The sequence below is a fragment of the Methanosphaera sp. BMS genome, from assembly GCF_003268005.1.
Lineage (GTDB): Archaea > Methanobacteriota > Methanobacteria > Methanobacteriales > Methanobacteriaceae > Methanosphaera.
Genome location: NZ_CP014213.1, coordinates 145697 through 172372, shown reverse-complemented (window position 1 = coordinate 172372; position 26676 = coordinate 145697). Strand labels below are relative to the sequence as shown.

The window sequence follows — 26676 nt, the reverse complement described above, 5'->3', positions numbered from 1 at the left end:
TTGTTATATTCTTATTATTAATCTTTTTTTTTGATTGTTCTGTTTTACATAATTCAAATAACTTATAAATATCTTTTAACACAAAACTTAATATAATTAAGATGAATTGTTATTTTTTTCATTTATATATAAATATTTTTTGGAGGTCCTACCAATGAGTAAGGATAGTAGAAGTGATTTAAACCCATTTACCGGTAAAAAGCATTATGATAATATAAATGATGATGAATTCTTGAATCAATGCTATAATGCATATTATACAGAGATTAAAAAGTATCAAATATTGGATCAGACACCTCAGGGACAAATGGTATATAATGTAACCAATAACCTCATCAATACTGTTCAGGATTATCTTAGAAAGATAAATCGATTGGATTACGTTCAGGATTACTATGACTGGGAGGTACATCTTGTAAATAGTGAAATAGCCAATGCATGCTGTTATCCTGGTGGTAAAATATTGGTATACTCAGGTATATTGAAATACATGAGAAATGAGGAAGAATTGGCATTTGTTCTATCTCATGAAGTATCACATGCACTTCTTGATCATTCACGTACCAGTGCCAGTGTACAGAAGACTAAAAATTCATTGTTCTCATTATCATATATCATAGGTATAATACTGGAATTTCTTGGTATCCGCGGGGCAAGCCAGTTAACTCAAGCGGCGACCGGTATAGCCAATATGGGTTCACAATATCTGTTGACCCAGCCATGGGGTAGAAGTCATGAATTGGAGGCAGATAAGCTGGGATTGATTATAGCATATCTGTCCGGTTATAATGTTGATGTTGTACCTGAGTTCTGGAAGAACTTTTCACAGAATATGGGTAATGAATTTGATTTCTTCTCAAGCCATCCGGCAGACAGTAAAAGAATAGCTGTTATGAAGGAGTCCTTATTGGAAATTAAAAACAATCCGGATTTCTATTCAAAACCTTTATTGCCTGAGACACCTAAGGCAAAGGCCGAATACTTAACCCAGCAATAATAAAAAAAGATTTTTTTTATAGGAGAATATTTTTTTCTCCTAGTCATTTACTTCAAAAACGGTAAGAAGCAATGGTATCTCTTGGTTGTTGTTTACTGCAATGTTGCATACGTATGTGTCATATAAGACGTATGCCCACCAGATAAGACCAATTGGAAATGCTGCCATTGTCAGTACAATTGCAACAAGCAGTTCAATCAATCCTCTTTTTCCAAGGCCATTATATACGTTACCTACTCCTGAAAAAATTACTGATAATATTAATGCGATAACTAAATTTTTTTCTTCCGGCATTTAACTTACCTCTGCTTTTATATTTTGCATTATATTATATTTTAGATGTAGTATTAATACCTTTCTATTTAATTTCCTATTTCTGCAAGATAACGTGTTAAATTCAGTAATTGCTTTTGGTTATTATTCGTTTATTATTACGTCCTTGAATTGTGGAAATTCTTCGATGAAATCGTATATTTCCTTATCTAAAAATTTTTCATATTTTTCCTTTGGATCTATATTCGGGTCTTTGTACTTGTATTGCAATTCGTTTCTTGTGGCATATGATTTTACCAGTCTTTCTTTGACTTTTGGGTCAAAGTTTTTGAATTTGGTGGGTCTTGAGTGTTCTTCACCGATATATGCCAGGCCTATTGCGTTGAATCTGTATGGCATTATTGTTCCTGCGTTTAATGCTACTTCATACATTTCAAAGTAGTGTTCTGTAATAAATTCATAGTTTAATTTTACTGTTGAGTCTTTTATGTGTTTGTCTATTTCTTTTAAATTATTTATGTAATCTTCATTCCAGTCTTTCATTTGTATACTTCCTAATACTTAACAATGTTATATTTATAACAATGTTATATTTATATTTTTATTCATTTTTAAATTATATCGAAAAATATTCTGGAAAAAGATATGTGTGGATATTCCACACATTCACATGATAATGGATAGTATTGTATATAGAATCAGAAAACCTTTTTAATATCAAGTATGGGAGTATTATTCAACATATCAACACCATTGAACTTGACAACATTTTCATCAATCTTTTTAACAATTATGTTGGATACTCCTATGGGATTTGGCCTGCAGGGAGCCCTTGTAGAAAACAATGAAGTCAATGGTCCATCACCTCTAAGCGGTACGGTCTGTTTAAAACCTTCACATTTATCCAGGTAAAATATAACCATGTACTCCTCATCAACCTTCATATCCGCCATGCTCTCAAGATACTCTTCATAAACAACAAGTTCTCCCTCAACCTCCATTGCATCACTAACCCTTTTGGGTACATCCTCAACATCATCAAACGGACTTTTAATATAACCTATCTGTTTAAAAATAATCTCCTTCATAAAAAATCAACATCTCTTTTATCATTTGATTTAACTGTATCTCCTTTAAGTTATTAATAACTTCTTATATGACTATACTGATAGCTTTCTATAGAAATATATTTATATTCTGTTATCACAAATACTCAAATGAAAGTAATTTGATTGGGGGGACTGCAATGATAAATGAATGTTTAATCTGTAACGCCAAAGTGGAATATCTAACAGAAGATGAACCGATGACTTGTTTTGTATGTAAAAATGAGGAATCCGCCAATATTCGATGTATAAATGGACATTATGTATGTAATGAATGTCATATGGATGGAATAAATGTAATCTACTCAAAACTTCTAAATGAAACATCAAAAAACCCTATAGAAATACTAAACAAGCTTATGAAAGAATCATTCTGTCATATGCATGGGCCTGAACACCATGTGCTGGTAGGAGCATCCCTATTGACAGCCTACAAAAATGCCGGTGGAGACATCAACCTTGAAGAATCCTTAAATGAAATGATTAAACGCGGAAAAAAAGTACCGGGAGGTTTCTGTGGATATTACGGGTCATGTGGAGCGGCAGTAAGTACGGGGATATTCATATCAATAATAACAAATTCAACGCCACTTGCCACAAAGGCATTCAGCAAGTGTAATATGATGACATCAAAGGCTTTATATGAAGTAGCAAGCCATGGCGGACCAAGATGCTGTAAAAGAGATTCATTTTTATCAATAAACGCTGCAATAGACTATGTGTCCCAGGAATTTGATGTTCATATGGAAAAGAATGATATAAAATGTGAATATTCAAGTTTAAATAATGAGTGTATTAAAAATAAGTGTCCGTTTTACGATTAACAAAAAAAAGTTAGCTTAAATAGTATAATTAATTATACTATTTCTTTAATTCACTTTCAACGAATTCTAAAAGCATAGTTTTTATCTCTTCATCATGTGGAGAACCAGTACTCATTTCATCCCCGAATTCTTTAGTAATATCAATTATCTCTGCATCTGAAAGCCCGTCTTTTTTCATTTCCTTTATATTCTCTCTAAGTTCATCCTCTATCTCTTCAAGTATTGCGGCATTAAGTGTCATATCGTTATCCAATTTAAAGCCGCATACGTCACATGTCTTGTTTATGGGTGTTGTTGGAAACTCACAGTATGGACATTTCATATCAAACGCACTGCTGTCAAATCCTTCGGCTTCCTTGTCCTCATTGATGAGTTCTTCCATGGACAGGTATTCCAATCTTTTAAGAAGTGATTCAGGTAATATTAAACCGTTATCATACTCTTCAATCATCTGTGCCTGAATATCCAATGCCCTTTGTTTTGTAACGAGTTTTTCGGCAATCAATCCTTCAAGATACTCTGATAATTTTGGTGGTCTTCCGATTATATCATCAATATCAAAGTCTGCTGTTGGTTTGTTGTCTTCCAATTCAATTAATGTTTGGACATATTCTTCATGATTTTCAATGATGCTGTTTTTGATATTTTCAAAATATTCATCATCAATGTTTTCACGAATGCTACCAGCCGAGTAGTACTTGTTATCATCATCAAGACATCTGCTGTAATGGATGATATTCGTATCCTCGCTGCTGATGTCCTCAAGCAATATACATGCAGATATGTTCAAATCATAAAGGTTACATGAATGAATCATATTATCAGTCAGTTCATGATCTGAAACTGTACATTCGGATTTATCTTCATCGATATCAAGGCTTATTGAACTAACAACCAGGTTATCGTCAATTTTTCTTGCAAGATCATTTTGCAGTAGAATCTCGATAATCCTATGTGTAGGTTCATATATGCTAACTGTTGAACCGGACATCAACATATATTCAAGTTCACTGATGAAGTATTTGTTTCCCCTATACTCCGGAAGCACATAGATTTCATTTAATGAAAAGTCTCCTACTCCCTTTGTATAATCATAGGTAACAAATCCAACAACATTGTCATCATATAATAATTCTTTAAATAAGTTACATTCTGGATTTTCCAGTGTATATCCTTCATCCTTTATGCTTTTACATATGTAGTCGTATTTTTCTTTCAGTATTTCCTTGGTATTTATTAATTCGTCATCATCATCGTTATGATATACTTCTGCTATAAAATTTTCTCTTTGAACATAATTATTATTAGACATATATTATAATATTTATATACTACTATATGAAAATTATTATTTAACCAAAAAAGTAGACTCGAATAAATATAGACTGTAGGAGTTATATTTTTAAAGTACTCATAGTTTACGCAATGTTTAATTGAGCTCTACTTATTGCATGATAGGTTATTTAATCAAATGGGAAATTCGCATATTCTTAAACCTTTTATTTCACCCGCTTGAAAAGTGAACATTTTCCATATATAATAGCACTATTAGCTGTAGGGGTATCGAAAATCAGGGGTTGTTTGTTAATGATTAAAATAAATTTGGATAAATATGATGATCCGCGGATATATCTTCATGAAAACAAGGAATATTACATAGACAAGCTAAACAATACTCTCCGTATAAAAAACCCGGAGGAATACGTACGACAAAAATTCATAGAATTCCTGCATGATAAGATGAAAGTGCCCTATTCTGCCATGAAAACCGAAGTAAGCATAACAGGCAGTGCTAAACGTATGGATATAGTGGTTTATGGTAAAAAAAGGTCAAAAAATGTCATCTTACTTGTAGTTGAATTAAAAAGTCTCGATAAAAAATTAAGTCAAAAGGATTACAATCAGTTATTTGAGTACTGTGAATTAGCACATCAAAAACTTGCCATATTATCAAACGGCAAATATTTGGATTTCTTTGAAGTAAGTGAATATGACTATAAAACTAGTCATGATAACCTGATTACCTACAATAACTTATTAAAGTACTATAACGCTACAAAAGTAACTGATGAGAAATATAAAAGACATTCTTATGGCAGACTGCATTATAAGAATGTTGTCGGGAAAATATATGACCGAAACGTAATGTCAGAGTATGTGCCGGAGGAATTAATCGCTCCCTTGATTAATTTATATGAATCATTAATGGACGCTACCCATAAATTACCAGAAATAAGATATGACAATGCCCTCCTTGAATCGGATGCAGGCATATCCACACAGACAATAAGCCTTTCGGTTTCAGTAACGTCAGATTACCGGACAATATATTATAAATTAAACGGGCAGTTGGACGTAATTTACATAACCATCCAATATCTTAGTTATACCTCACTTACGGTATCAAGAATACATAATAATGCTATTCACAATAGCCTGGAATTGGATCTTGAAAGACATGCAGCCCTTGAAGATAATTACCTTTACATAAAGCATGACTGTGCAATAAACACGGGATTAAACAGATGTACAGATAAAAAAAGTCTAAGAACTTATATTAAAAAACATTCAAAGTTAAAGTTTGACAGGAAATCAAAACTTATACTGGCAAAACTGGATGTATCCGACTTACTGTACATGGATGATGATGACATGATAGAATTTGTCTCTAATCTCATAGAATACGCAGTATTGAGGGATGAATATAGGGATTATATAAAAAACATTAAAAAAGAGGAAAGAAATGATTTGACTATACAAACGTCATTATATGATTTTTAGTCGGTTGAAATCAGATTGGGTGAAAAAATCATTATGAAGTGTGATGGGATTTAAGAAATTATTTTAAGAATAAAGGAATATAAATAATAATAAGAACTTCAAGATAAAATATAATAGTTAAAGAATATGATGGTGATTATTTTTGAGTCGAAAATGCCCTAATTGTACCAATAAAATACAGGATAATGTAAAATTCTGTCCAAACTGTGGATATGAATTAAACGAAGATTTAAGTCAAAATGACTTTGAATTTACCGATGACTTTTCGTTCACGGCAAAAACTGATTTCAGTGACGACTTCAACTATAATGATTCTGATGATGCCACAGGAAATGACTTTAGCTATGAAAATCTTGACGAATCCGCCGGTGATGACTTTGATTATGATGATTCACTAAATGTGGATGATTTCAGTGATGAAAGCACCATGGAAAACGATTTTACAAAAGATGATTTTAATTACAATGACTTTGCTATCAATAAAAAGTCCAAATCCGATGATATTGACATAAACGGTGACTTAATCGACGAAATATCGGAAGACTTTCCTACAAAATCCGATAAGACCACCCATACCAGAGAGGATATTGACATTAGTGGTGATTTTACATTTGAAGAGATGGATTCTTCCAGTACTGATTTGTTTGAAGTAGGTGGTGATGAATCTGTTTCTTTAGATGAATCTGATTTTTCTTTTACGGATGACTTTGATAGTTCTTCAAATGATGGTGAAATGAACGATAATCAAAGTAGGGAGAACCATGATAATGCAGGTGATTTTACATTTGAAGAGATGGATTCTTCCAGTACTGATTTGTTTGAAGTAGATGATGATGAATCTGTTTCTTTTGATGATTCTGATTTTTCTTTTACGGATGACTTTGATGCTTTTTCCAGTGACGATGATACTAAAGAGAATAACCTCAAAGATAACACCCATGAAACGGATGATTTTACATTTGATGACTTTGATTTTACCGATGATACGGCAAATGATTTATCCGATCTTAATGAAAGCAAAGATTCAGATAATATGCAGCATACCCCGGATAATGATATATGTATTGACGAGTATTTGGATTTTGAAGATAGCTCACCTGAAGATACTTCAGCAAATGATGATATAAACTTCCTCGATGAATCACTTAAAGATGATATGGCCGTGGATGATTATACAATATCAGAAGATAAAGAACCCCTCAAAAGTCCTGATGATAATGAAAGCTTCACTAGTGACTTCACATCAGATGACTTTGACTTTGCAGGCGAATGGGCTGATGATTCACCCAAAAAGGACACGACCGGATATGAAGATACCAACTCAAACATTGATGAAAAGTACCATGATGACGGCAGTTTCATTGAAATAAGTGATTCATATGATGATACCAAAAATTACTCGGAGAATATGCCCGATGAAATGGGCCTTGATAAAGACAATATTTACGAGGACTTAACCGGTAAACGAAGTAACCATGATATTTATAATGATTCAACAACTAAAAATGGGGAAGAATATGAATATTCTGATGACTTCATAATTGACAATTACGATTCAAGCATCCACCAATCCAACGAAGAATCAGATAATGAGCATTACACATCGCTAACGGATATGATAATGGCAAATAAGACTGCAATTTTAATAATAATCATCGTACTACTGGTATTATTTATAATAATGGAACATTTATAGTCCATACCTATTTTTATTTGTTTTAAATTAAAAAAACAAATCTTAAATATTTTTACAAACAAAGATATATGTATATAATTTATTGGGATAACTATGGCTGAAAAAGATATTAGTGTTGTAACTAGTGAGATTAATAAGTACAGGACAAACTTATTGGATTTAAGCAGAAGAAATAAATTCTTAAACTTCACAGCATCAAAAAGTAAAAGTATAGAAATAATAAATGAAAACATGCTTAACTTATTTGATAACCTTGTTTTAAAAGAAGAATCAATGAAATTCCTGTCATTTGATGAAGAAGAAGCATCCGTTTACATAACTCATCAAAACATATGGGACGACGATTCAGATGAATCCGAATCAAAACTACACATCCAGACAAACGATGACAAAAACACTTTAAACAGAAAATTAATCAAACTATACAGGGATAACAAGTCCACCATAGAAGAAAAAGGATTCAACAGCCTATTTCTAGCACTGGGATTTCTGGAATGGAAAGATGCATCATATCAAAACAGGTTATCCAAGGCACCATTAATACTTATTCCAGTAAAGCTATCAAAATATTACGACACATACAAGGTCTCATGGAACTTTGAGGAAGTAAGATACAATACGACACTAAAACATGTCTTGAAAGACATAAACATTATCCTACCCGACTACGAATCATTAAACTCCAAAGTTGAAATGAAGGAGTACCTGGAAAATATAGAGGAAGCAATAAAAAACAAGAGCGGATGGTCAGTAAACTCAGAGGTATACCTGTCAATATTCAGCTTTAAAAAACTGGCAATGTATGAAGACTTGGACTTATCCCGATGGGACAACATAAAAGAAAACAACATAAAAAAATTATACTTCAACAAAAAAGAGGATGACGACACGCCAGGCATAACGGATTATGATGATTCATCCAAATCAATGGACATCTATAACGTACTGGATGCCGATTCAAGCCAACAGGAAGTAATACAAAACATAAAAAATGGTGCCGATTTAGTTGTTGAAGGACCACCTGGAACCGGAAAAAGTCAAACCATAGTAAATATCATAGCACAGCTAATGGCATTGAACAAATCAGTTCTATTTGTAAGTGAAAAAAAGGTAGCACTTGACGTTGTTAAAAGCAGACTTGACAAGGTAGGACTGGGTGACTTCTGTCTGGAATTACATGGAGAAAACTACAATAAGAAGGCGTTCATGCAGGACTTGGCAAAAACATTATCCTTAAGCTCAATAGATGAGGACTACTCCAGAACATACACTCACCTTGACAACATCAAAAGGGATCTGGATGACTATGCAAACATAATGTATCAAAAGTTCGGAAAGTCAAACAAGACAACATACCAGCTAATAGGAATGTATGACAAGTACTCAAAAAAGCTGGAAAACACAACCGCCGTTAACGTACACATAAGCAATGTGGAAAACATAACACCTGAGGAATATGACAGCATAATAGACAACCTATCCGCACTGGCCCAACAGTATGACATGGTTAAACCCGTATCAGGTAACTTCTGGAGAAAAACGGACACATCAAACCTAAACATCACCGAATTATCAAGTCTTGAATTTCTGGTAGATGAAAGCGTAGCCGATATTGATGAACTTAAAAGACAAATCAATGACATCAGCGAATTAATAGGACTTGAAAACTATCAGAAACTCACGGGTGAAGAGTTGTTGGAGAAACTGTTCCTGATAACCAACAACCTTCAAAACTATGAATACAAGGATAAGATGAAGGAATACATCCAGGATGTAACAAACTACAGTCAACTATCAGCAAAACAATCAAAAAGTTACGATATAAAAACATTAAAAACAATTAAAAACAACTTCATCAAAGTAAACAAGCTAATGGCAAACAGCAAATTCAAGAACGAATACATATACTCCAAATCATTGGATGACAATATACACGTCTTGAAGGCCATACATGAATCAATAGAAACTTCACCGATAAGAACCCTTATAAACGATCCACACCTAGAAGACAAGATACTTCTATTTGAGAAATATAAAAACAACTCACTAATGAGACTGGTAAGCAGGGACTTCGAGAACCTTAGAAACCAGCTCAGGGGCTATTATAACTACATGGCCGATGATGAACAGATATACAATGACCTGATTAAACTCTCACAGGATAGAAATGAATACAACAATATAAGATATGAGGTAAACGCCTACTGCAGCCAGCCAATGAACTATGGACAACTGCTAAAGGAATATGAACAGCTAAACAAATACAAAAAACAGTTACAGCAGCTAAAACAGAAGATGGGCTACAAGCAAATATCCAACAAACAATTTTTAGCCGACTTAAACAATCTGATTAAGAAGGAAGAACTCAAACAAAAAATCACAAAAGAGGATAAATCTGCAAGAGGCATATTCGGCAAATCCTGGAATTCCTATAAGTCAAATCCGGATGAATTGAAAAACTCATTAAATCAATTTGACACATTCAAGACATCCATAAGTGACGGATACTTTACGGACAAAACAGTAAACTTTGTCAAGGAGGCAAACTTTGAATACTATGAAGGGGCCATGTCAAAGCTTGTAAAACAAGTGGATAAACTGGAAAAGGCATTCAATAAAATCAACACCAAGGTAAATCGTTCAGACAGTAAGGAATTCAAAAAGATAAAAATCTCCGACTATGACAATCAGAAGGAACAAATCAAGTCATTAACCTCAAACTTTGACACGATAAATGACTACAGATTATTCGATGGATACTCAAGAGATTTTACAAACGAATACACAAGCGACATCATAAACAAAATCCACCAGGATAAGATAGAATCAGAGTATATAACAGATGTCTTTGCATATAACTATGCAAATGAAGCATTAAAGAAGATATTTGTAAATGACTCATTAAACAAGTTCAACTACAATATCCATAACAAGAAAATCAATGACTTCAGAAAATTCGATAAAAAAACCATAGAACTAAACAGGAAACGTATACGTAACATGGTAATCAAACAGATACCAGATATACATTCAAGCCTGGAAAGACAATCCAGCCTCGGATTATTGAATAAGGAAATATCCAAAAAGTCCAGACATCTTCCTATCAGGAAAACCTTGGCCGAAACACAGGATGTCATAACTGATATAAAGCCATGCTTTATGATGAGTCCTATGAGCATAGCACAGTATCTGGACTCAAAATACTATGAATCATTCTTTGACTACGTAATATTCGATGAGGCAAGTCAAGTAAAGATAGAGGATGCAATGGGGGCATTGCTTCGTGGTAAAAACTATGTGATCATGGGGGATACCAAACAGCTGCCGCCAACAACATTCTTTGACTCCTCTCTGGAAATAGATGAGGATGATGAGATATACAGTGCCGTGGGCCTGGAAAGTATACTGGAACATGCAAAGGTCACATTCAATACAAAGATGCTTAAATGGCACTATCGTAGCCGTCATGACTCATTGATAGCAGTTTCAAACAATGAGTTCTACAACAATCAGCTCTACGTATTCCCGTCATCACAGAAAAGATCCGATGACTTGGGACTTAAACTGGAATATAATCAGGACACAGTATATGAAAAGGGAACGGCCCGAAACATAAAGGAAGCAGAACAGATAATAGACTACCTGTTTGAACTTCTTGACAAGTACAACATGGAAAAGACCATAGGAATAGCAACATTCAGTAAAAAGCAGAGAAATACCGTTGAAGAAATCCTTGATGATAGAATTGGAGACAATAGTGATTATGAGGCATACTTTGATGATACAAACAAGTTCTTCATCAAAAACATTGAAAACATACAGGGTGATGAAAGAGATATCATCCTTATAAGCACAGGCTACGGTTTTGATGAAAAAGGCCATATAAGTATGAACTTCGGACCATTAAACAAGGATGGTGGAGAAAGAAGATTAAACGTACTGATAACAAGGGCCAAAGAGCAATGTGTGGTATTCTCCAACTTCAAGTCAACAGATTTGAAAGTAGACAATACAAACAAGGGACTACATGCATTCAAGACATTCCTATACTACGCCGACAAGGGAAAATTCCCTGCAGGTGTACAGATAGCCACTTCCAAGGAATCGGAGTTTGAAAACGAAATCTATGAAGTACTGGTTGAAGAGGGTTATACAGTTGAAAGAAAGGTTGGAACCGCCAGCTATAGGATAGACTTGGCAGTTGTCAATCCTGATAATCCCGATGAATACATACTGGCAATAGAATGTGACGGACCATCCTATCATTCATCAAATTCAACCCGTGACCGTGACAGACTACACCAGGAAGTGCTTGAAAATCTAGGATGGAACTTCTACAGGGTATGGAGTACCGATTGGTATCATAACCGTGAAGATGCCAGGAAAAGATTATTGGATGAGGTAAAAAAAGTAAGTAAATAACATATTTACTCCGATAATCTTCATTTTTAAAAAACTATTTTTATTGTATCATAATTATATGAGTTATATTTCTATTTGATGCCCTATAACCTCGATGATTTTCCAGGTTTCTTTAGTAAAGAAGACCCATAAGCAATGACAGGTTTTCCGGAAGTTTGGAGTCTTCAATCCACTTAATTTCTTCATCAAATACTCCACTTAATGTGTCACCAACCAATCCGCCGATTGACTCAATGCTATTATGACATTTATCAGGATATCTGCATTCTTTGTTATCCAATCTTGAGCATCTATCGCATTGGCCACAATAGCCCGCCGATAATAATTTACCATTCATTCTTCTTTCCTTTTCTTCCATCTGGGATATCAATATATTTCTCTGCCTGAATAGTGAATTATCGACTATTAACATTAGTTCTTCTTGACTATATTGTTTGTTCATTGTATCTTTTTTGAATATGATCTTTGTCAGGGTTAATTCAAGATTGTCATATTCATCCCAATATTTCAGCACATCTTCCTTAAACTCGGGACATGCCCAGTTTTTAGAGTAATTGGGGCATTGTCTACATGCACTCATGGTAGTGTTTAAATTAACATACTTTTCTTTATATTCGCTTGTCGGAATTGTTTTTATAATTTCTTCAGTAGTGTATAGGGTAGGTATATCCTCTTTTTTAATCATAACGAATCACATTTACAGTTGAATTGGATTAAAATATTATTTTCTCGTTGTTATATAATATTTTGATGTTTTAAGCTTTTAATGATTATGTTTTGTCCTGTTTCCAAATTGATTTGAACAGGTCTATGTTTTCTATAATTATTATTCTGATTATCTTTGAATGATTTGATGTTTAATAGGGTAATTGAAATCAGTTATAGTAAATGAGCGGATTCTTTTTTAGCAGTATTTTATTATCTCAAATATTTATTTATTTATTTTTAGAAGTGAAATTCATTGGATTTTATTTAATTATTTTTTGGAAACTTTTAATAAATTCCATATTTTAATCCATCCAATTATTAAAATTATCGGTAATTTGTGTTTAAATTCAATTTCAAGTAATTAAAAGATAAGTTTAATATATTTTTTTTAACAAAGTATATTTATGGTAAGGAAGATAATTAATGTCTTGTAAATTAATAAAGACATTACTTATTGTGAATTTAACTGATTGTATTGTTTTTTTTTTAAATAATAATGGTTAATTTCTTTTTACTATAAAAATTCTAATTGTAGGTGATAAAATGAAGAGAAAAAGTATATATGTATTGTTTATTTCAGTAACATTATTGTTATTGGTATCTTTAACTGCAATAAGTGCTGCTGATAATACAGATACATCTGATACTGTAGTATCTAATCATGAAGTACATAGTATTGAGAAGAATACTACTGTACTTAATAAAGAAAAAACTAAAAACATAAAAACTGCAAAATCTAAGATATATGTCAGTCCGAATGGAAATGATAAGGCAACTGGATTAAATAATAATCCATATAAAACAATTACAAAAGCAATAACCGTTGCAAATAACAATGATGAAATAATACTAAATGATGGAACATATACCATTTCAAACGTGGGAAAAGTGGATATAAATAAAAATATCACAATTAAATCAAACAATAAACAAAAAGTAATAATTCAAGCAAAAACAAGTGTAAACGATTTATTTTTCATAAATCCATCAAATAGTTTAAGCATAAGTAATGTACAGTTTAAGAATATCAATAGATGTTCCGTATTTGCCAACAAAGGTAAATTATCATTAACTAATGTTGATTTTATTTCTAACAGTATAAATAAGGGTGGAAATAATAAAAAAGCAATAGTCAACAACTATGGAACACTCAAAATGGATAAATGTTACTTTGAAAAAAACAAAGGATACAATGGATCAGCACTATATAATGTAGCAACAGCTACAATTACAAACTCCAATATAAGAAATGGAAATGCATTATTTGGAGGAGCAATCTATAGCCATTATGGTACTGTAGTGATAAGAAATTCCAACATAACTGCAAATACAGTTAATGGAAGTGAAATGGATGGTTGGGATAGTGATAGTTATGTATATACAGGAGGATTAGGTGGTGCAATTTATAATCGTGCTACTATGCAGATACATAACACCATATTACAGTATAATAAAATCCCTGGAGGACCATATCGTGTTCAATTTGGTGGAACTATAGCAAATTATGGGAAATTATTATTTAATAATTCTCGTGTATTAAATACATATACTATGGGATCCGGTGCGATATTTAACTTAAATTCTTTAACAATAACTAATTCTGTAATAAACAATAATTTTGCAGAACATCATGCAGGAGCGATAAGAAATGATGGTTATATGACTATTACAAATACAACCATTAATAGAAATCAAGCTTATCATTCTGTTATAACTAATAATTATCAAATGCAATTAACCAATTGTATAATTAATACAAATAATGCAACAGTTAGTTTGATAAAGAACAATGATAATTTAAAAATGAATAATGTTACAGGAATGTTTAACAAAGCATCTACTGCAGGATTTATTGATAATTGGGGTAAAATAACACTGCTTGCTTCAAAAATTACTCAAAATGAGGGAGATACTGGAGCAATACTTGATTATGGTAAGTACACATTAATTGATAAATGTTTTATAAATTCTAATAAAGCTAATCAGTCTGGTGGGGCAATTTCGGCTATAGGTGCTAACATTACTGTAACAAGTTCTCAGTTCAATGGTAATCGTGCTGTTAGTGGAGGTGGAGCTATTTCAATTAGTGAGTCTACGTTTGCTGTCAGAAGTTCAACATTCAATGGAAATATTGTAAATCAGCAATTCAGTAATAATGATTATTTTTCATCAAATTCTTATGGTGGAGCATTATGTATTTATGGTGGAACAACTAAAATCATTGATTGCCTGTTAAATTACAACATTGCTGATTGTGGTGGAGCAATAGGAATGTATGACGGTACATTGTATATGAACGTGTCCAATCTATACAGTAATACGGCAAGAAATGTTGGTGGAGCTATAAGTACCTTTTATGGGGAGCATGATTATAATCCTTATATGAAATTTTACAAGATAAACATTAAATATAACATTGCAAATAGGGGTGAAGATGCTATATCTGATAATGGATTAGGAAATGGTGCAATTATTGACATTACATCATCAAACATTAATGATAATGGAAAGATTTCCAATAATGCAGATAAATTTATTATGGTATTAACTGGAAAAGTCACCATGAATGATGTGCAAATCAAATACAACAATGCTAGTGCATTATGGAGTTGTGCTAATTTAACAATTAAAAACTCAATGATTAGTGGAAATAATAATAAAAATGGTATGGTAATAGGTTATTTTGGAAAAACTATCATTACTAACTCAAGAATTCGTGACAATATAGCAAAAAATATATTTTACACTAATCGGGGACAATTTTTAGGATCATTATCTGTCAGTGGTTCAACACTTTATAATTCAAGGGCAAAATATGAAATATACAATGATGGTGATTCATACTCAAAAACAACAACAAATGTAAAATGTGATAATAATTGGTGGGGAACACAAACAAAACCAACTAACAGAGTATATAACTGTAAAATAAACACATATAATAAGGGTTTAAAATAATAACCCTCACTTTTTTTTAATTTTTCAAACATTTGGAATGCATGTAAAAATGATAAAATTACATTAATTATTTTTATTCGATGAGTTCTATCCTTTATTTAAATTGTTGTTTTTATCATTTAATTGAGGATGATTTATATTTTATATGTATTCATATATTGCAGTGTGTATTTATGTTCCTGTCATCCATATTTTTTAATATTAAACAATCAGAGTAATTTATTGCACAGTTATAATAATTATATCTGGTTACTGCTTCAGAATAATCATCTTGTCCAAGATAATCCATGTCGAATATTTGAGTAATCAGTTCCAATGCTGTCAAGTTAAGATTTTTACTTATTTTTATGGATTAGTTTACTTATTCTAACCAATATTTACTTTAATTTTACTTAATTCCATAATATATTTAATTATTTTAAATTTTATAATTATTTGTTTATTTAATATTATTTTAAGAATTTATTATGGTTAATTATATATTACTTATTGGATATTATTATTTAGTTAATTCACGTTCTGTTTATTTTTGTTTTATCATTGTTTCAGGCATCCTATTGGTATAACCTTCACTCCATCTGGGCGTGTATATGCAATTTCTCCTCCGGTTAGGACAGCTAGGAAACTTGGATTTTTAAGTTCATCATTTTCTTCTATTAGCTTATTGATTTTCAATAGGTTTTTGGCTCCTTCATTAATTTTTTCACTACCTAATTTGCATTCTATTAATGCATATCGGTTATCATTTAAATAAACTACACAATCGATTTCGATGTCTGATTTATCATGATAATAATATATTTTTCCGTCAAGTGGGCTTGTGTATATACTTAAATCTCTGATACATAGGTTTTCAAATAGGAAACCAAATAAGTATAAATCATCCATGCACGCTTCAGGACTCATTTGTAATGAAGCAGTCGCTATTGACGGATCGATGAAGACTTTTTTGTTTTTTGATCTCATGGAGGTTTTTGATTTGATATCTGGTGACCATCCTCGTATTTCTTCTATTACAAACAACTCTTTTAGTGCTTTGATATATGAGTAATATGTACCGTTACTCATCTTTTCATTAGCATTAACGTCTGCTATTATTGTTTTGTTTTTAACGAGTGTTGAATTATTTCTTGCGAGGGATTTAAGAAGACTTTGTACTTTATCCGGGTTTCTTCTAACACCATCAATTTTGGAAACATCAGTATTGCATATATTTTGTACATATGATTTAGCTACAAACAGTTGTGCTTCTTTATCCTTTTTCGTTACTGATGCAGGCCATCCTCCACGGCATGTGGCAAATATCAGTTCTTCAACTGTTAAATCCGATGTAATTCCATCAATATTCAATTCAGGATTATTAAATAGTTCCATTAATGATATTTTTCCATTGGATTCTAGGCTTTCATATAAACTCATGGGCCTCATCAGTACCCTATGTATTCTTCCAGTTCCTGAATGCATTATTTTATTTTCATCCACGACTGTTGAACCAGTAAGGATATATAATCCTTCCCCGCCTAGTTCATCCACACTATTTCGCACAGCATCCCATAGTATTGGTGCCATTTGCCATTCATCTATTAATTTGGGTTTTTCTCCTTCAAGCAGTTTGGAAGGATCTGTTTCTGACCAGAATCTATAGGTTTCTTGTTTTTTGATGTCTTGTAATTTAATAATACTATTGGCGTGTCTTTCTGCTGTTGTGGTTTTTCCACACCATTTTGGTCCTACAATCAATATTGCACCAATCATTCTAAGATATCTTTCTAAGTCATCATCCATGTATCGTTTCAAGTATTTTTTTTCCATCTTTATTCCTCATCATAATATCATTGGAGTGTTTTGGAGTTTTCTATTATATATTTTTGGAGTTTTTTATTATATATTTTTTGATATTTTTATTGGAGTATTTTTGATATTTTTATTGGAGTATTTTGGAGTTTTTTGTTGGAGTGTTTTGGAGTTTTTTATTGGAGTATTTTGGAGTTTTTTGTTGGAGTGTTTTGGAGTTTTTTATTGGAGTATTTTGGAGTTTTTTGTTGGAGTGTTTTGGAGTTTTTTGTTAGAGTGTTTTGGAGTTTTTCATTATACACTTTTGCAATATCCAAAAAAAATTTTCATTAATATTAACGAATACTCCTTAAAATAAAGAAATATGTCTGATAAGGCCTTATTGTACATAATACATATAACGCCATATTTTTTTTAAAAGAATTGTATTAAATAAATATTGACTCAAATTCTTTGTCCTGTCATCGGATTAAATATGTTGATGATTGACATTGCTAATAGCTTTATATGATTTTTTATTTCTAAAATGGATTATAAACATCATATCATGAATGATGAGGATTATGTTACGAGAGAAAACTCTACTCCAATGAGTATAAATATGGAAAAAATTGATGATAATATCAAAAGTTACATTGAAACGAATTACCTATACATCTATGATGAGTTTGGAAAAGTATTGGATGAGGACTACTCGCTAGTATCTATCAGCTGGATCATAAGCTTATTAACAAGTTCTTGGAGGATGAACTTGTAGATGCCGTTGATTGATGTGATACTATCGGCTATGGGCTTGGATGTTTCCAAAGACAATGTAGTATATAAAGAAGGATCTGTGAATTTAAAGGAAGGTGACATTCACACTTCCCACATCTATAATCCTGAATTGTACGCTACAATAGTCATACCTGAATCCGTTAAGGACAAAAAGATATATTTCAGCAGTTTTTTGGAATCTAATAAGACATTTTATGAAGCAGACATTAAGAGAAAAAGGATTAATAAGAAGTATTTCGGCAAGTATAAAAAGAAATGCAATAATAATTGGACACAGTACATTAATCTAGTTAACTACAAGAGACTCGGATATCTATCAGCACACATTTGTGTCCATGAAGTTTTTTTTATATGGAGATAACTTTCTTTGTGAAAAATAAAAAGGAGTTTAAAAATAAGATAAAATTGATGATTTTAGAACATTATGGCATGTTTATTCATTTTTTGATTATAGCTGATGTCAATGTACTCTTCTAAATCTTCAATGTTATCTGTCCAGTCAAAATATGAAGCATATCCTGAATATAGGTTGTTGACTAGTTTTATTGGCAGTTTGCTGGGATTAACCGTTTTTTTCCTATAGTCATCATTTGTTGGTAGACATAATCCGATTATGCAGGAGTCATGACTAAGGCCGTACTCTATTTCCCAGTCAACATTCTTGCTTTTATATGTATCCGTACCTATTAATACGATTACTATATCTTCGCTGTTGTTTTCTAGTTGTTCAAAGTACCTATTAATGTTATTCTTGATTGAATATTCCTGTGGAGATGATGTGATTTTATATTTTTCTCCAATTATTTTGTTTAATTTGTCTTTGAAGTATTTGTCCGTATGATTATAACTGATGTAGATATTTTTTGTTTCATTTGTCATCTTATTTCACTCTATGGCGGTTTTTATTTATCTTCCTTATTTTGGTAGATTAGTTTATATGTTAATGTCAATGTGCCATTTTCCATATTGGGTATTATTTTAAATATGTCTCCATGATTTATGGAGTATTCTTTTCTTATACTGGCAGGAAGTGTTAGATCTATTGAATTTGTCCCAGATCGTTGTCTTGCTTTAACAGTATAATTTTTCATGATATTTACTATGTCTTTCTTAATATATATAGTTATGTACATTATGTTTAAAATGTATTATATGTATTAAATGTATGTTATGTATTATATGTATTTTATGTACATAAAATTATTTAAAAAAAATTCGGCATCGTTCTGGATTAACTATCAAAAAATAACTGTAAGATTAAAAAATGTATAATAACAGCATAATTCTTGAAAAATAGTTCTTATATTCATTATATTGAATAACCAAATTAAAACATACGTAACATAGATAAAAAATCAGAAAATACTAATATACATTACAAAAAAAAGCAAAAAACATTAGATAAACTTGGAAAAAAAAACATAATTCGTCAAAAATAAGATGTAATACTTTTTTAAAATAATAATTTTTCTATTGGAGTTTTATTAATAATCTGAAAAATATTTTTATGGAGTTGTTCAAAATCAATTAACCATATTTTGAACATCCCCTATTACTGTTTTAGGAAAAGAATGGGGTTATTATCATACATTGTCAACAAATTGCTCTTTTTAAATCAATTGTCCTGTTTTGAATATTAATTATGAGTATACTCATGGCTTTAGGAATCATTCTTAATCATCAATATACTCTTCTGATGCCTTTAACCTTATCAAAGTCAGTATCATAACTTAAAATTTTATTTATATTCCTGTCCTCCATATTTTTTAATATTAAACAATCAGAGTAATTTATTGCACCGTTATAATAATTATATCTGTTTACTGCTTCAGAATAATCCTCTTGTCCAAGATAATCAATGTCGAATATTTGAGTAATCAGTTCATAAATTGTATTCAAATCTACTCGTTTATTGTATCGTCTTATTCCATTTAATGTTTCTGATAAAACCAAATTGTTTATTACCCTATGTTCTGTAATATTTTTTGATAATTCAACCGAATGCTGATTTCGTTTCTCATTTTCAGTTAAAAGTGAGATTAAAAAAGAAGAGTCTATAAAAATCATATTTTACAGTTCACCCCTCCCAGAAAGTTTTTTAACTTCAACAGCATCAAATTCTTCATCTGCAGTTACTAAATTTGCCAAATCACTCAAATTTCTTTGTCTTTTAACTTTGATAAGTATTTCATCATCCCTTGATTCCCAAATTAACTTATCTTCAAGTGTTAATTTGTGTTTTTCACGAATAACCTTAGGAATATGTATTTGAAAACCTTTGTATATATTAGATTCAATCATATTTATCACTAATATAAATTATATAATATTTAGTATATAAAATTATTTAATGTCAGATTTTATAAAAATCTAAAAAAGAACTTTTTTTTAAATATTTTTTTCTTCAGACAAATCTGCCCTACTATAAAAACTTCATGTATTCCATCAGTTCATCCATATTGTTAATCTGTCTTTTCAAGTCAATGTCGAAGTATGTTTTATTTTCTGTCATTTCACTGGAAGTTATTATTATCTGAGGTCCTATTTTTTTAAATCCATTTACATTTGTATGTCCTATAATCATGCAGTTTGAGTCAATAATGTCTAGGAAATTTTCCACATCGCTTTTGGTATAGTCGCCGGGTCTGTTCCATAGGAATTCATATAATAGGTGATTTTCATAGTCCTCATCGAATATGTTATTGTAGTCTTTTATTGATTTGATATCTCTTGACGGGCCGCTATGTGATATGAAGAGTCCGTTTTCTGTTTTGATAAAGTATGGCATTGACTTGAAAAATTCAATATAGTTTTCTAGCGTCGGTTGAATGCTTCCTTTTTTTGCTTCTATAAGTTTTTCAAAGGCCCATTTTTGGTTTTTTCCATTTTTGTAGATGTCATTATTTGTGATGTGTGCCCATTCATGGTTTCCCAGTAGTACATGGAAGTTATCATATCTTTCTGTTTTTTCTATTATATCATCCATTATTTCAATTGACTGGTCATAGCCGGATGTTTTATGGATAAGGTCTCCTACAAATACTATATGTGAATCTTTATCCTTTTTGTTCCATAGTTTAAGGTATTTTTGATAGTTATCATAGTTTCCATGTATGTCTGTTACGACTATTAATCTGCCTTTTTTTGGGAGGATTATTTCTTTGTTGTTCATAATATCACCTTTTTCTTTGATTATTCGATTACTTGTTTTTTGATGTTGTCATTTTATTTATATTTTATATTAAATTCTTTATAAATGATTTAAAGGATTTATTTTAAAAGGAGGTGGTAATGGTTTTGCTGATTATTTTTTAGGCTTTTTTATCATTATTTTTGGATTACAAGGTGATGTGAAATTATTTTTATAAATAATACCAATCTTTTTATACTGTATTGAACATCATTATATATTTACTATATAATACTTTACATTGTTTTGAAAATTAATTGAAATAATGAAAATATTTATATAATAGTATGTTGATAATTATAATTAGTAATAATTTATGTTATAATAATTAATCTTTTAGTGATTGAATTAATTAGTTATTTTTTAGGATAACAAGAGGTTATCCGGATGGAGATGTAAATATTGTGTGATGATAATTATTCTCTTGGATATGAAAAAGGTTATGAGGAAGGATATGATGACGGTTTTATTGATGCTATCAAAGAATCAGCAAAAAATAATGAAGATTATTCTCAAAAAGATTATAATCACACTTTCAAATCCAAACCATTTATTTTAAAAGATTTTATCAAAAATATAATTGATTTTAAGAAATTCCAATGGAAATAAACACTTATCCATTTTTTAATTTTATTTTCATCAATTATTATTTCATGATGATTAATCAAAGTCTTAATATGGGAAATAATGATAGGAAAATCCCCGTTGAAAACAATGCTATCAAATAACTTATCATTTATTTAGCCCATTGAATACCCATCTATTTCTATTTAACAACATATAACAATTATTTATGAATTTATGATTATTTTCAGATAGAATTTTTTCATTTTCAACATTTATCATAGAAAAGAATATTAATTAATCTATTTAAATTAATTATTATATTAAAATAAATTAAAAAAAGGTGGGTAAGATGAACTATAAAAACATAGCCGCCATAATAATTATACTGATAGCCATATTTCTAATACTTTCATATGTTTTTCAGCCAAATTACAGCATACCAGAGGCAACAAAGCATATAGAAGTAAGGGATGATGGATCCTGTGTAATAACAGAGGAAATTATTATGGACATAAAAGGCTCAGTAAACGGTACATATAGGGATTTACCGGTAAAAGGTAATCAATCAGTGACAAATATATCGGTAGAAACGCCCGGCTACTATAATAATATGGAATTGGGTGGTAATAGTACAAATACCCGTATACGTGTATGGCTGTATAACGATAAGGAACATACCCAAAAGATAAACAATCAAAAAGTCCCAGTAATCTATAAATACACATACAACAACGCTTTGAAGATATATGATGACGTGGCAGACTTCCAGTACACCTCATGGGGTAGTCAATGGGATTCAAAAATAGATACACTAAAAACTATTGTAACAATACCTGGATCCAATTCACAGACCGAAGTGTTCAACAATCCGGATACTCATATAAAACAATCTACTTGGAATGCTAATGGTGAATTGGAGACAATAGCCGAGAATATACCAGCACATACAACATTAGAACAAAGAATACTCATGCCAACAACATACTTTAAAAGTACAGAAAATGCTGAAGTTATCCATGATGATGCAAAAGCAATAATAGAAGAGGACCAGAGAAAATATGCTGATAAGATATTCTATGAAAACCTGTTTTATAAATTGATTGGAATAGTAATCGTCCTTGATTGTATCATACCATTAATCATATGGGCTAAATATGGTAGGGAAGTTGAAATTGATTACAATGCAGAATATGAATCTGATGTTCCAATGGATTTAAAACCGGTAGAGGCAAATGGCCTTTTTTACGTAGATGTAGGTATGGTATATAAAGAAGTATTCAATTCAGTAATATTGGACTTGATTAACAACAAATACTTTAAAATCATATCCTCCAACCCCGATGATACAATACTACGGGTGACTGATAAGGATACATCAACCTTGGAAGAATATGAAGTTGATATTATAGATTACTTAAACAGCTTTAAAGACGCTGACAATAACATATCACTGGCAGGTATAGCTGATAAGGAAACATACGACCATTACAGTGAATTCAAGAATAATTGGCTAAAAAAGGCACAGGATTCAATATCTGATTCAATGATTAAACGCTACTTTGATGATAAAGGAACAAAAATGTTCAACAAGGCACTATTCATATTATTTATTATAAGTATCATAATAACAATATTTGCCATAATGCTCATAGGAATACTTCCAATACTTGAAAATTATCGCTATTTGCTATTCATAATATTCTTAGCCATACCAATCATAATATACGTTATTGTTCCCAATTCATATCCTGGAAGATGGACAAAAGAAGGAAGAGTTGCAAATGCACAATGGCAAAATTTTAGGAAATACATAACAGATTACAGTTTAATAGATCAGAATCCCCCAGAATCAGTACAGATATGGGGTAAGTACCTGGTATATGCAGCAGCACTTGGAAAAGCTAATGAAGCATGTGATAGCCTGCAGAGATATATCAGTGCAAAGAAACTATCCGACAAGGATATAGCGACCAATAATTTGGTATTGTTTGCTTCAAATGGTGGATATTCTAATTTAACATCCTCATTCGGTACAATCGTTGAATCATCATACTCTGATTCCGGTAATTATGGAAGTTCCGGTGGTGGAGGATTCGGTGGAGGTGGAGGAGGAACGTTTTAGTTGTAAAACTTTCCAAACTCCTTTTTTTTATTTTAAATATCCCATGTTATTCATATCTTTTAACATTGCATGTATTCTTAATCTGTGATATATTAATGTGAATTAATAAATTATAATTCGATTCACACAGGTTTATATGTTGTATAATATTATTTAAAAATTATTGATGTCTTGTCTAAATAACTTCACATAGTCATCCTAATAATTAAGTTATGGGATTAAACTTTAATATACTTATGGACATCTTCATCTAAATTGACATTAGTACTCTCCAAATATAATCAAATTATAATCTTATATTTAACGAAGTTTAACTATTGTTTAAGGAGGTTATGAGGGGGTATTCTCATAATGCTCTGATACTTCAATGATAATCGTTACTTTGAAATACTCTAAAAAAACCCATTATCACCTAAAAAATACCCCTTGACTAATTAACTTACTTTAATAATGCAATAAATAGATTAAATATCTATTTATCCTTAGTTAAATCCAATATTTTTCTTGCATAAATTCTATCATATTCCTTAACCTCATCACTAAGTTCACTATAATCAATCCAGTAGGACTGCCACCTATCAAGTCTATCTTCAATCATAGTTATCAGTTCATCATTCTTATTAATCAGGTCTTCTTTATCAATACCTTTATTATTCTTTAAATATTCCTTATTTCTAATTAATACACCTAATATCTTATTTAATTCTACACTTATGGTTTTAGTCCAATCCATCCATTCTTCATGACAAAGATCACTTGCCTTTTCCAGTATTTCATCTATATTCTCGTCGTATTTTTCTTTCATTCTAATCATATCCTATTAATTTATAAATCATAATAATAAAAGATGAATCCAAAAGATTGTTTTGGATTATCTTAATTAAGTAATATTATTTAGCTCAAATCTCTTTTCCAGTTATCGGATAACGGTTGTGAATTCCTAACATTTCTAATGGCAAGGGATATAGAGTTAAATAATCGATTAACTCCATATTGGCTTTTAGTGTAATTGGCACTATGTAATGGAGTAATGCCGATTTTGCCTGCTTCACTGTATGAATCAATGTTCGCTCCGATAAATAAGAATTCCCAATTATGGTTCTCAATAAGTTTATTGATATCAGAGAAGTTATATTCCATTGAAGAGTTTTCCAATCCATCAGTGGTAATTACAAATAACACCTTATTTCCTGCAAACTTGTCAACATTATTTATAGCTGTTCCAATAGCATCATATAAAGCAGTGCAGCCATCAGCATAAAAATCTTCACGTGTTAACTTCTCTATTCGGCCAATAGGTTTTTTACTGTATAAAACTTTATATTGTTTGTCAAACAGTACCAGTGTAACTAATATATTGGGATTTTCATATTTTTCTCTTTCAATAAAAGAGTTAAATCCAACAAGAGTTTCTTCTGCAATATCACACATCGATTCACTCTTATCCAATAACAATACTAAATCAATTTCTTCATCATCATGTTTAGTTATATCCTCAAAAGAGTTAAGCTTTCTCATTTTTGTATAAGATTCATTGTTGTTCATATGATATTCCTCCCAATTAAGTATACCAGTACTATTTAAAGCACCCAATACACTATTTTTTTATCTAAAACAGATTTAAATTTACTGCTCTTCAGGAAGTAATTTTTTATAGTATTTTTTTACTTCCTTATTATAATTAAGTATTAAATGTGTTATAAAGCTATGAAATAAAATTCTTTAATAGCAAAAGATGTTTTAAAAGACTTTTTTCATTCAACAAATCATCAATGGGTAGTATATCTTTTTATTTCCTTAAATTCACTGATTTTATAAATTTTTAGGATGTTTATGGTCTTTAAATCAACAAAAACGTTTAATCATGAAAGATGTAAAATGAACTGTCATATGCTTTCATGGGAGGTTCTCTTTGAGTAATCCCCTATATTTTCATGGTTTCTATAGTCATTTATGCAGGAAGAGTAGGATAATATTGATATCTGATGTAAACTGTTTTAGATTAACTGTCTGTTAAATATTATCTAATCTAGAACCAGGACTCTGTCTTTTTTTATGTTTCCTAATGTTTTTTGAAATAATATATGAGTTAATAACGATGAAAATCATTTCAAATAATAAATGTAAGAAAGAACAGCAGATTATTAAAAAAACACAGTATTTGATATAACAAAGCAATGCAATCATTTATTGATTCAAACAATGATATAAACTGTTTTTACTATTTTTTCGTTGCTAATCCCTTTTTTTTAATTCAATTTACATATTGTCCTTTTTTTCTTCTCATTAGATTATCTTATTCGTGTTAATGGGTTTCCCATTACATTTTTTTATCTGTTTTTTAGAATATTCATTTCAATAGCTCTTAATTGTTTATATTTATTAAATGGTCATTGTTTTTACTTTAGCATATTTTTTTTAATACTTTGATTATGATGATTATTTTTTAGTAGACAAATTA

At 30.7% G+C, this 26676-nt stretch carries 24 protein-coding genes; 10 read left to right on the top strand and 14 right to left on the bottom strand.

The genetic code is table 11. From position 1 onward, the window contains the following. Positions 1 to 154 precede the first annotated feature (154 nt). Positions 155 to 997 carry a M48 family metallopeptidase gene (locus AW729_RS00560; RefSeq protein ID WP_112123243.1) on the top strand — a complete coding sequence of 281 codons (843 nt, stop codon included), beginning with the start codon at positions 155 to 157 and terminating at the stop codon, positions 995 to 997. 39 nt (positions 998 to 1036) lie between these two features. Here the strand turns inward: AW729_RS00560 and AW729_RS00555 are convergent, their stop codons facing one another. From AW729_RS00555 to tsaA, 3 genes are all read right to left on the bottom strand, one after another. After that, positions 1037 to 1291 carry a hypothetical protein gene (locus tag AW729_RS00555; protein ID WP_112123242.1) on the bottom strand — a complete coding sequence of 85 codons (255 nt, stop codon included), beginning with the start codon at positions 1289 to 1291 and terminating at the stop codon, positions 1037 to 1039. Positions 1292 to 1414: 123 nt separating this feature from the next. Further along, the gene (locus AW729_RS00550; protein WP_112123241.1) at positions 1415 to 1813 is read right to left on the bottom strand and encodes a hypothetical protein; all 399 of its coding nucleotides are present in this window, start codon (positions 1811 to 1813) and stop codon (positions 1415 to 1417) included. Between the two features lie 155 nt (positions 1814 to 1968). Further along, complete coding sequence (tsaA, locus tag AW729_RS00545; RefSeq protein ID WP_112123240.1) at positions 1969 to 2358, bottom strand: tRNA (N6-threonylcarbamoyladenosine(37)-N6)-methyltransferase TrmO; 390 nt, start codon at positions 2356 to 2358, stop codon at positions 1969 to 1971. Between the two features lie 158 nt (positions 2359 to 2516). Between tsaA and AW729_RS00540 the strand changes: the two genes are divergently transcribed. Continuing rightward, entirely contained in the window at positions 2517 to 3200 is a 684-nt protein-coding gene (locus AW729_RS00540) for a DUF5714 domain-containing protein (RefSeq protein ID WP_112123239.1), read from the top strand. A gap of 37 nt (positions 3201 to 3237) precedes the next feature. Here the strand turns inward: AW729_RS00540 and AW729_RS00535 are convergent, their stop codons facing one another. Beyond that, positions 3238 to 4512 carry a hypothetical protein gene (locus AW729_RS00535; protein WP_112123238.1) on the bottom strand — a complete coding sequence of 425 codons (1275 nt, stop codon included), beginning with the start codon at positions 4510 to 4512 and terminating at the stop codon, positions 3238 to 3240. A 275-nt stretch (positions 4513 to 4787) separates the two neighbouring features. On the opposite strand from AW729_RS00535, the gene AW729_RS00530 reads away from it, so the two are divergent. The 3 genes from AW729_RS00530 to AW729_RS00520 all read left to right on the top strand — a co-directional run bounded on the left by AW729_RS00530 (position 4788) and on the right by AW729_RS00520 (position 12099). After that, complete coding sequence (locus tag AW729_RS00530) at positions 4788 to 5981, top strand: type I restriction enzyme HsdR N-terminal domain-containing protein (protein ID WP_112123237.1); 1194 nt, start codon at positions 4788 to 4790, stop codon at positions 5979 to 5981. Positions 5982 to 6123: 142 nt separating this feature from the next. Further along, positions 6124 to 7677 (top strand): zinc ribbon domain-containing protein, encoded by a 1554-nt coding sequence (locus AW729_RS00525; RefSeq protein ID WP_112123236.1) that lies wholly within the window; start codon positions 6124 to 6126, stop codon positions 7675 to 7677. Between the two features lie 93 nt (positions 7678 to 7770). Beyond that, positions 7771 to 12099 carry a DUF4011 domain-containing protein gene (locus AW729_RS00520; protein ID WP_112123235.1) on the top strand — a complete coding sequence of 1443 codons (4329 nt, stop codon included), beginning with the start codon at positions 7771 to 7773 and terminating at the stop codon, positions 12097 to 12099. A gap of 112 nt (positions 12100 to 12211) precedes the next feature. Here AW729_RS00520 and AW729_RS00515 read toward each other — a convergent pair whose 3' ends face one another. After that, complete coding sequence (locus tag AW729_RS00515; RefSeq protein ID WP_112123234.1) at positions 12212 to 12784, bottom strand: DUF2284 domain-containing protein; 573 nt, start codon at positions 12782 to 12784, stop codon at positions 12212 to 12214. A gap of 566 nt (positions 12785 to 13350) precedes the next feature. Between AW729_RS00515 and AW729_RS00510 the strand changes: the two genes are divergently transcribed. Then, complete coding sequence (locus tag AW729_RS00510; protein WP_112123233.1) at positions 13351 to 15765, top strand: hypothetical protein; 2415 nt, start codon at positions 13351 to 13353, stop codon at positions 15763 to 15765. A 151-nt stretch (positions 15766 to 15916) separates the two neighbouring features. Here the strand turns inward: AW729_RS00510 and AW729_RS11085 are convergent, their stop codons facing one another. Then, positions 15917 to 16090, bottom strand: coding sequence for a hypothetical protein (locus AW729_RS11085; RefSeq protein WP_162685688.1), 174 nt, complete (start codon positions 16088 to 16090; stop codon positions 15917 to 15919). A gap of 212 nt (positions 16091 to 16302) precedes the next feature. After that, complete coding sequence (locus tag AW729_RS00505; protein ID WP_112123232.1) at positions 16303 to 17577, bottom strand: ATP-binding protein; 1275 nt, start codon at positions 17575 to 17577, stop codon at positions 16303 to 16305. 529 nt (positions 17578 to 18106) lie between these two features. Here AW729_RS00505 and AW729_RS00495 point away from each other — a divergent pair. Then, the gene (locus AW729_RS00495) at positions 18107 to 18316 is read left to right on the top strand and encodes a hypothetical protein (RefSeq protein WP_112123230.1); all 210 of its coding nucleotides are present in this window, start codon (positions 18107 to 18109) and stop codon (positions 18314 to 18316) included. Continuing rightward, a complete protein-coding gene (locus AW729_RS00490) occupies positions 18317 to 18697 on the top strand; it encodes a hypothetical protein (RefSeq protein WP_112123229.1) in 381 nt (126 codons plus the stop codon). A 53-nt stretch (positions 18698 to 18750) separates the two neighbouring features. On the opposite strand, the gene AW729_RS00485 is transcribed toward AW729_RS00490, so the two are convergent. From AW729_RS00485 to AW729_RS00465, 5 genes are all read right to left on the bottom strand, one after another. Further along, positions 18751 to 19215, bottom strand: coding sequence for a TIR domain-containing protein (locus tag AW729_RS00485; protein WP_112123228.1), 465 nt, complete (start codon positions 19213 to 19215; stop codon positions 18751 to 18753). 23 nt (positions 19216 to 19238) lie between these two features. Next, the gene (locus AW729_RS00480) at positions 19239 to 19427 is read right to left on the bottom strand and encodes a hypothetical protein (RefSeq protein WP_112123227.1); all 189 of its coding nucleotides are present in this window, start codon (positions 19425 to 19427) and stop codon (positions 19239 to 19241) included. 589 nt (positions 19428 to 20016) lie between these two features. Then, on the bottom strand, positions 20017 to 20403 hold the full coding sequence (locus AW729_RS00475) for a type II toxin-antitoxin system VapC family toxin (RefSeq protein WP_112123226.1): 387 nt from the start codon (positions 20401 to 20403) through the stop codon (positions 20017 to 20019). 3 nt (positions 20404 to 20406) lie between these two features. Further along, entirely contained in the window at positions 20407 to 20637 is a 231-nt protein-coding gene (locus AW729_RS00470; protein WP_112123225.1) for an AbrB/MazE/SpoVT family DNA-binding domain-containing protein, read from the bottom strand. A 121-nt stretch (positions 20638 to 20758) separates the two neighbouring features. Continuing rightward, positions 20759 to 21508, bottom strand: coding sequence for a metallophosphoesterase (locus tag AW729_RS00465; protein WP_112123224.1), 750 nt, complete (start codon positions 21506 to 21508; stop codon positions 20759 to 20761). 420 nt (positions 21509 to 21928) lie between these two features. Between AW729_RS00465 and AW729_RS00460 the strand changes: the two genes are divergently transcribed. After that, positions 21929 to 22135 (top strand): hypothetical protein, encoded by a 207-nt coding sequence (locus AW729_RS00460; protein WP_112123223.1) that lies wholly within the window; start codon positions 21929 to 21931, stop codon positions 22133 to 22135. 307 nt (positions 22136 to 22442) lie between these two features. Further along, positions 22443 to 24215, top strand: coding sequence for a DUF2207 domain-containing protein (locus tag AW729_RS00455; RefSeq protein ID WP_112123222.1), 1773 nt, complete (start codon positions 22443 to 22445; stop codon positions 24213 to 24215). A 472-nt stretch (positions 24216 to 24687) separates the two neighbouring features. Here the strand turns inward: AW729_RS00455 and AW729_RS00450 are convergent, their stop codons facing one another. After that, positions 24688 to 25020, bottom strand: coding sequence for a hypothetical protein (locus AW729_RS00450; protein WP_112123221.1), 333 nt, complete (start codon positions 25018 to 25020; stop codon positions 24688 to 24690). Positions 25021 to 25109: 89 nt separating this feature from the next. After that, positions 25110 to 25760 (bottom strand): vWA domain-containing protein, encoded by a 651-nt coding sequence (locus AW729_RS00445; protein ID WP_236951239.1) that lies wholly within the window; start codon positions 25758 to 25760, stop codon positions 25110 to 25112. Positions 25761 to 26676 lie beyond the last annotated feature (916 nt).

What these genes read in the sequence shown, in the direction of transcription:
- AW729_RS00560 (WP_112123243.1), top strand. Translation starts at nt 155, where the DNA reads ATGAGTAAGGATAGTAGAAGTGATTTAAACCCATTTACCGGTAAAAAG.
- AW729_RS00555 (WP_112123242.1), bottom strand. Translation starts at nt 1,291, where the DNA reads ATGCCGGAAGAAAAAAATTTAGTTATCGCATTAATATTATCAGTAATT.
- AW729_RS00550 (WP_112123241.1), bottom strand. Translation starts at nt 1,813, where the DNA reads ATGAAAGACTGGAATGAAGATTACATAAATAATTTAAAAGAAATAGAC.
- tsaA (WP_112123240.1), bottom strand. Translation starts at nt 2,358, where the DNA reads ATGAAGGAGATTATTTTTAAACAGATAGGTTATATTAAAAGTCCGTTT.
- AW729_RS00540 (WP_112123239.1), top strand. Translation starts at nt 2,517, where the DNA reads ATGATAAATGAATGTTTAATCTGTAACGCCAAAGTGGAATATCTAACA.
- AW729_RS00535 (WP_112123238.1), bottom strand. Translation starts at nt 4,512, where the DNA reads ATGTCTAATAATAATTATGTTCAAAGAGAAAATTTTATAGCAGAAGTA.
- AW729_RS00530 (WP_112123237.1), top strand. Translation starts at nt 4,788, where the DNA reads ATGATTAAAATAAATTTGGATAAATATGATGATCCGCGGATATATCTT.
- AW729_RS00520 (WP_112123235.1), top strand. Translation starts at nt 7,771, where the DNA reads ATGGCTGAAAAAGATATTAGTGTTGTAACTAGTGAGATTAATAAGTAC.
- AW729_RS00515 (WP_112123234.1), bottom strand. Translation starts at nt 12,784, where the DNA reads ATGATTAAAAAAGAGGATATACCTACCCTATACACTACTGAAGAAATT.
- AW729_RS00510 (WP_112123233.1), top strand. Translation starts at nt 13,351, where the DNA reads ATGAAGAGAAAAAGTATATATGTATTGTTTATTTCAGTAACATTATTG.
- AW729_RS00505 (WP_112123232.1), bottom strand. Translation starts at nt 17,577, where the DNA reads ATGGAAAAAAAATACTTGAAACGATACATGGATGATGACTTAGAAAGA.
- AW729_RS00495 (WP_112123230.1), top strand. Translation starts at nt 18,107, where the DNA reads ATGAATGATGAGGATTATGTTACGAGAGAAAACTCTACTCCAATGAGT.
- AW729_RS00490 (WP_112123229.1), top strand. Translation starts at nt 18,317, where the DNA reads ATGCCGTTGATTGATGTGATACTATCGGCTATGGGCTTGGATGTTTCC.
- AW729_RS00485 (WP_112123228.1), bottom strand. Translation starts at nt 19,215, where the DNA reads ATGACAAATGAAACAAAAAATATCTACATCAGTTATAATCATACGGAC.
- AW729_RS00480 (WP_112123227.1), bottom strand. Translation starts at nt 19,427, where the DNA reads ATGAAAAATTATACTGTTAAAGCAAGACAACGATCTGGGACAAATTCA.
- AW729_RS00475 (WP_112123226.1), bottom strand. Translation starts at nt 20,403, where the DNA reads ATGATTTTTATAGACTCTTCTTTTTTAATCTCACTTTTAACTGAAAAT.
- AW729_RS00470 (WP_112123225.1), bottom strand. Translation starts at nt 20,637, where the DNA reads ATGATTGAATCTAATATATACAAAGGTTTTCAAATACATATTCCTAAG.
- AW729_RS00465 (WP_112123224.1), bottom strand. Translation starts at nt 21,508, where the DNA reads ATGAACAACAAAGAAATAATCCTCCCAAAAAAAGGCAGATTAATAGTC.
- AW729_RS00455 (WP_112123222.1), top strand. Translation starts at nt 22,443, where the DNA reads ATGAACTATAAAAACATAGCCGCCATAATAATTATACTGATAGCCATA.
- AW729_RS00450 (WP_112123221.1), bottom strand. Translation starts at nt 25,020, where the DNA reads ATGAAAGAAAAATACGACGAGAATATAGATGAAATACTGGAAAAGGCA.
- AW729_RS00445 (WP_236951239.1), bottom strand. Translation starts at nt 25,760, where the DNA reads ATGAACAACAATGAATCTTATACAAAAATGAGAAAGCTTAACTCTTTT.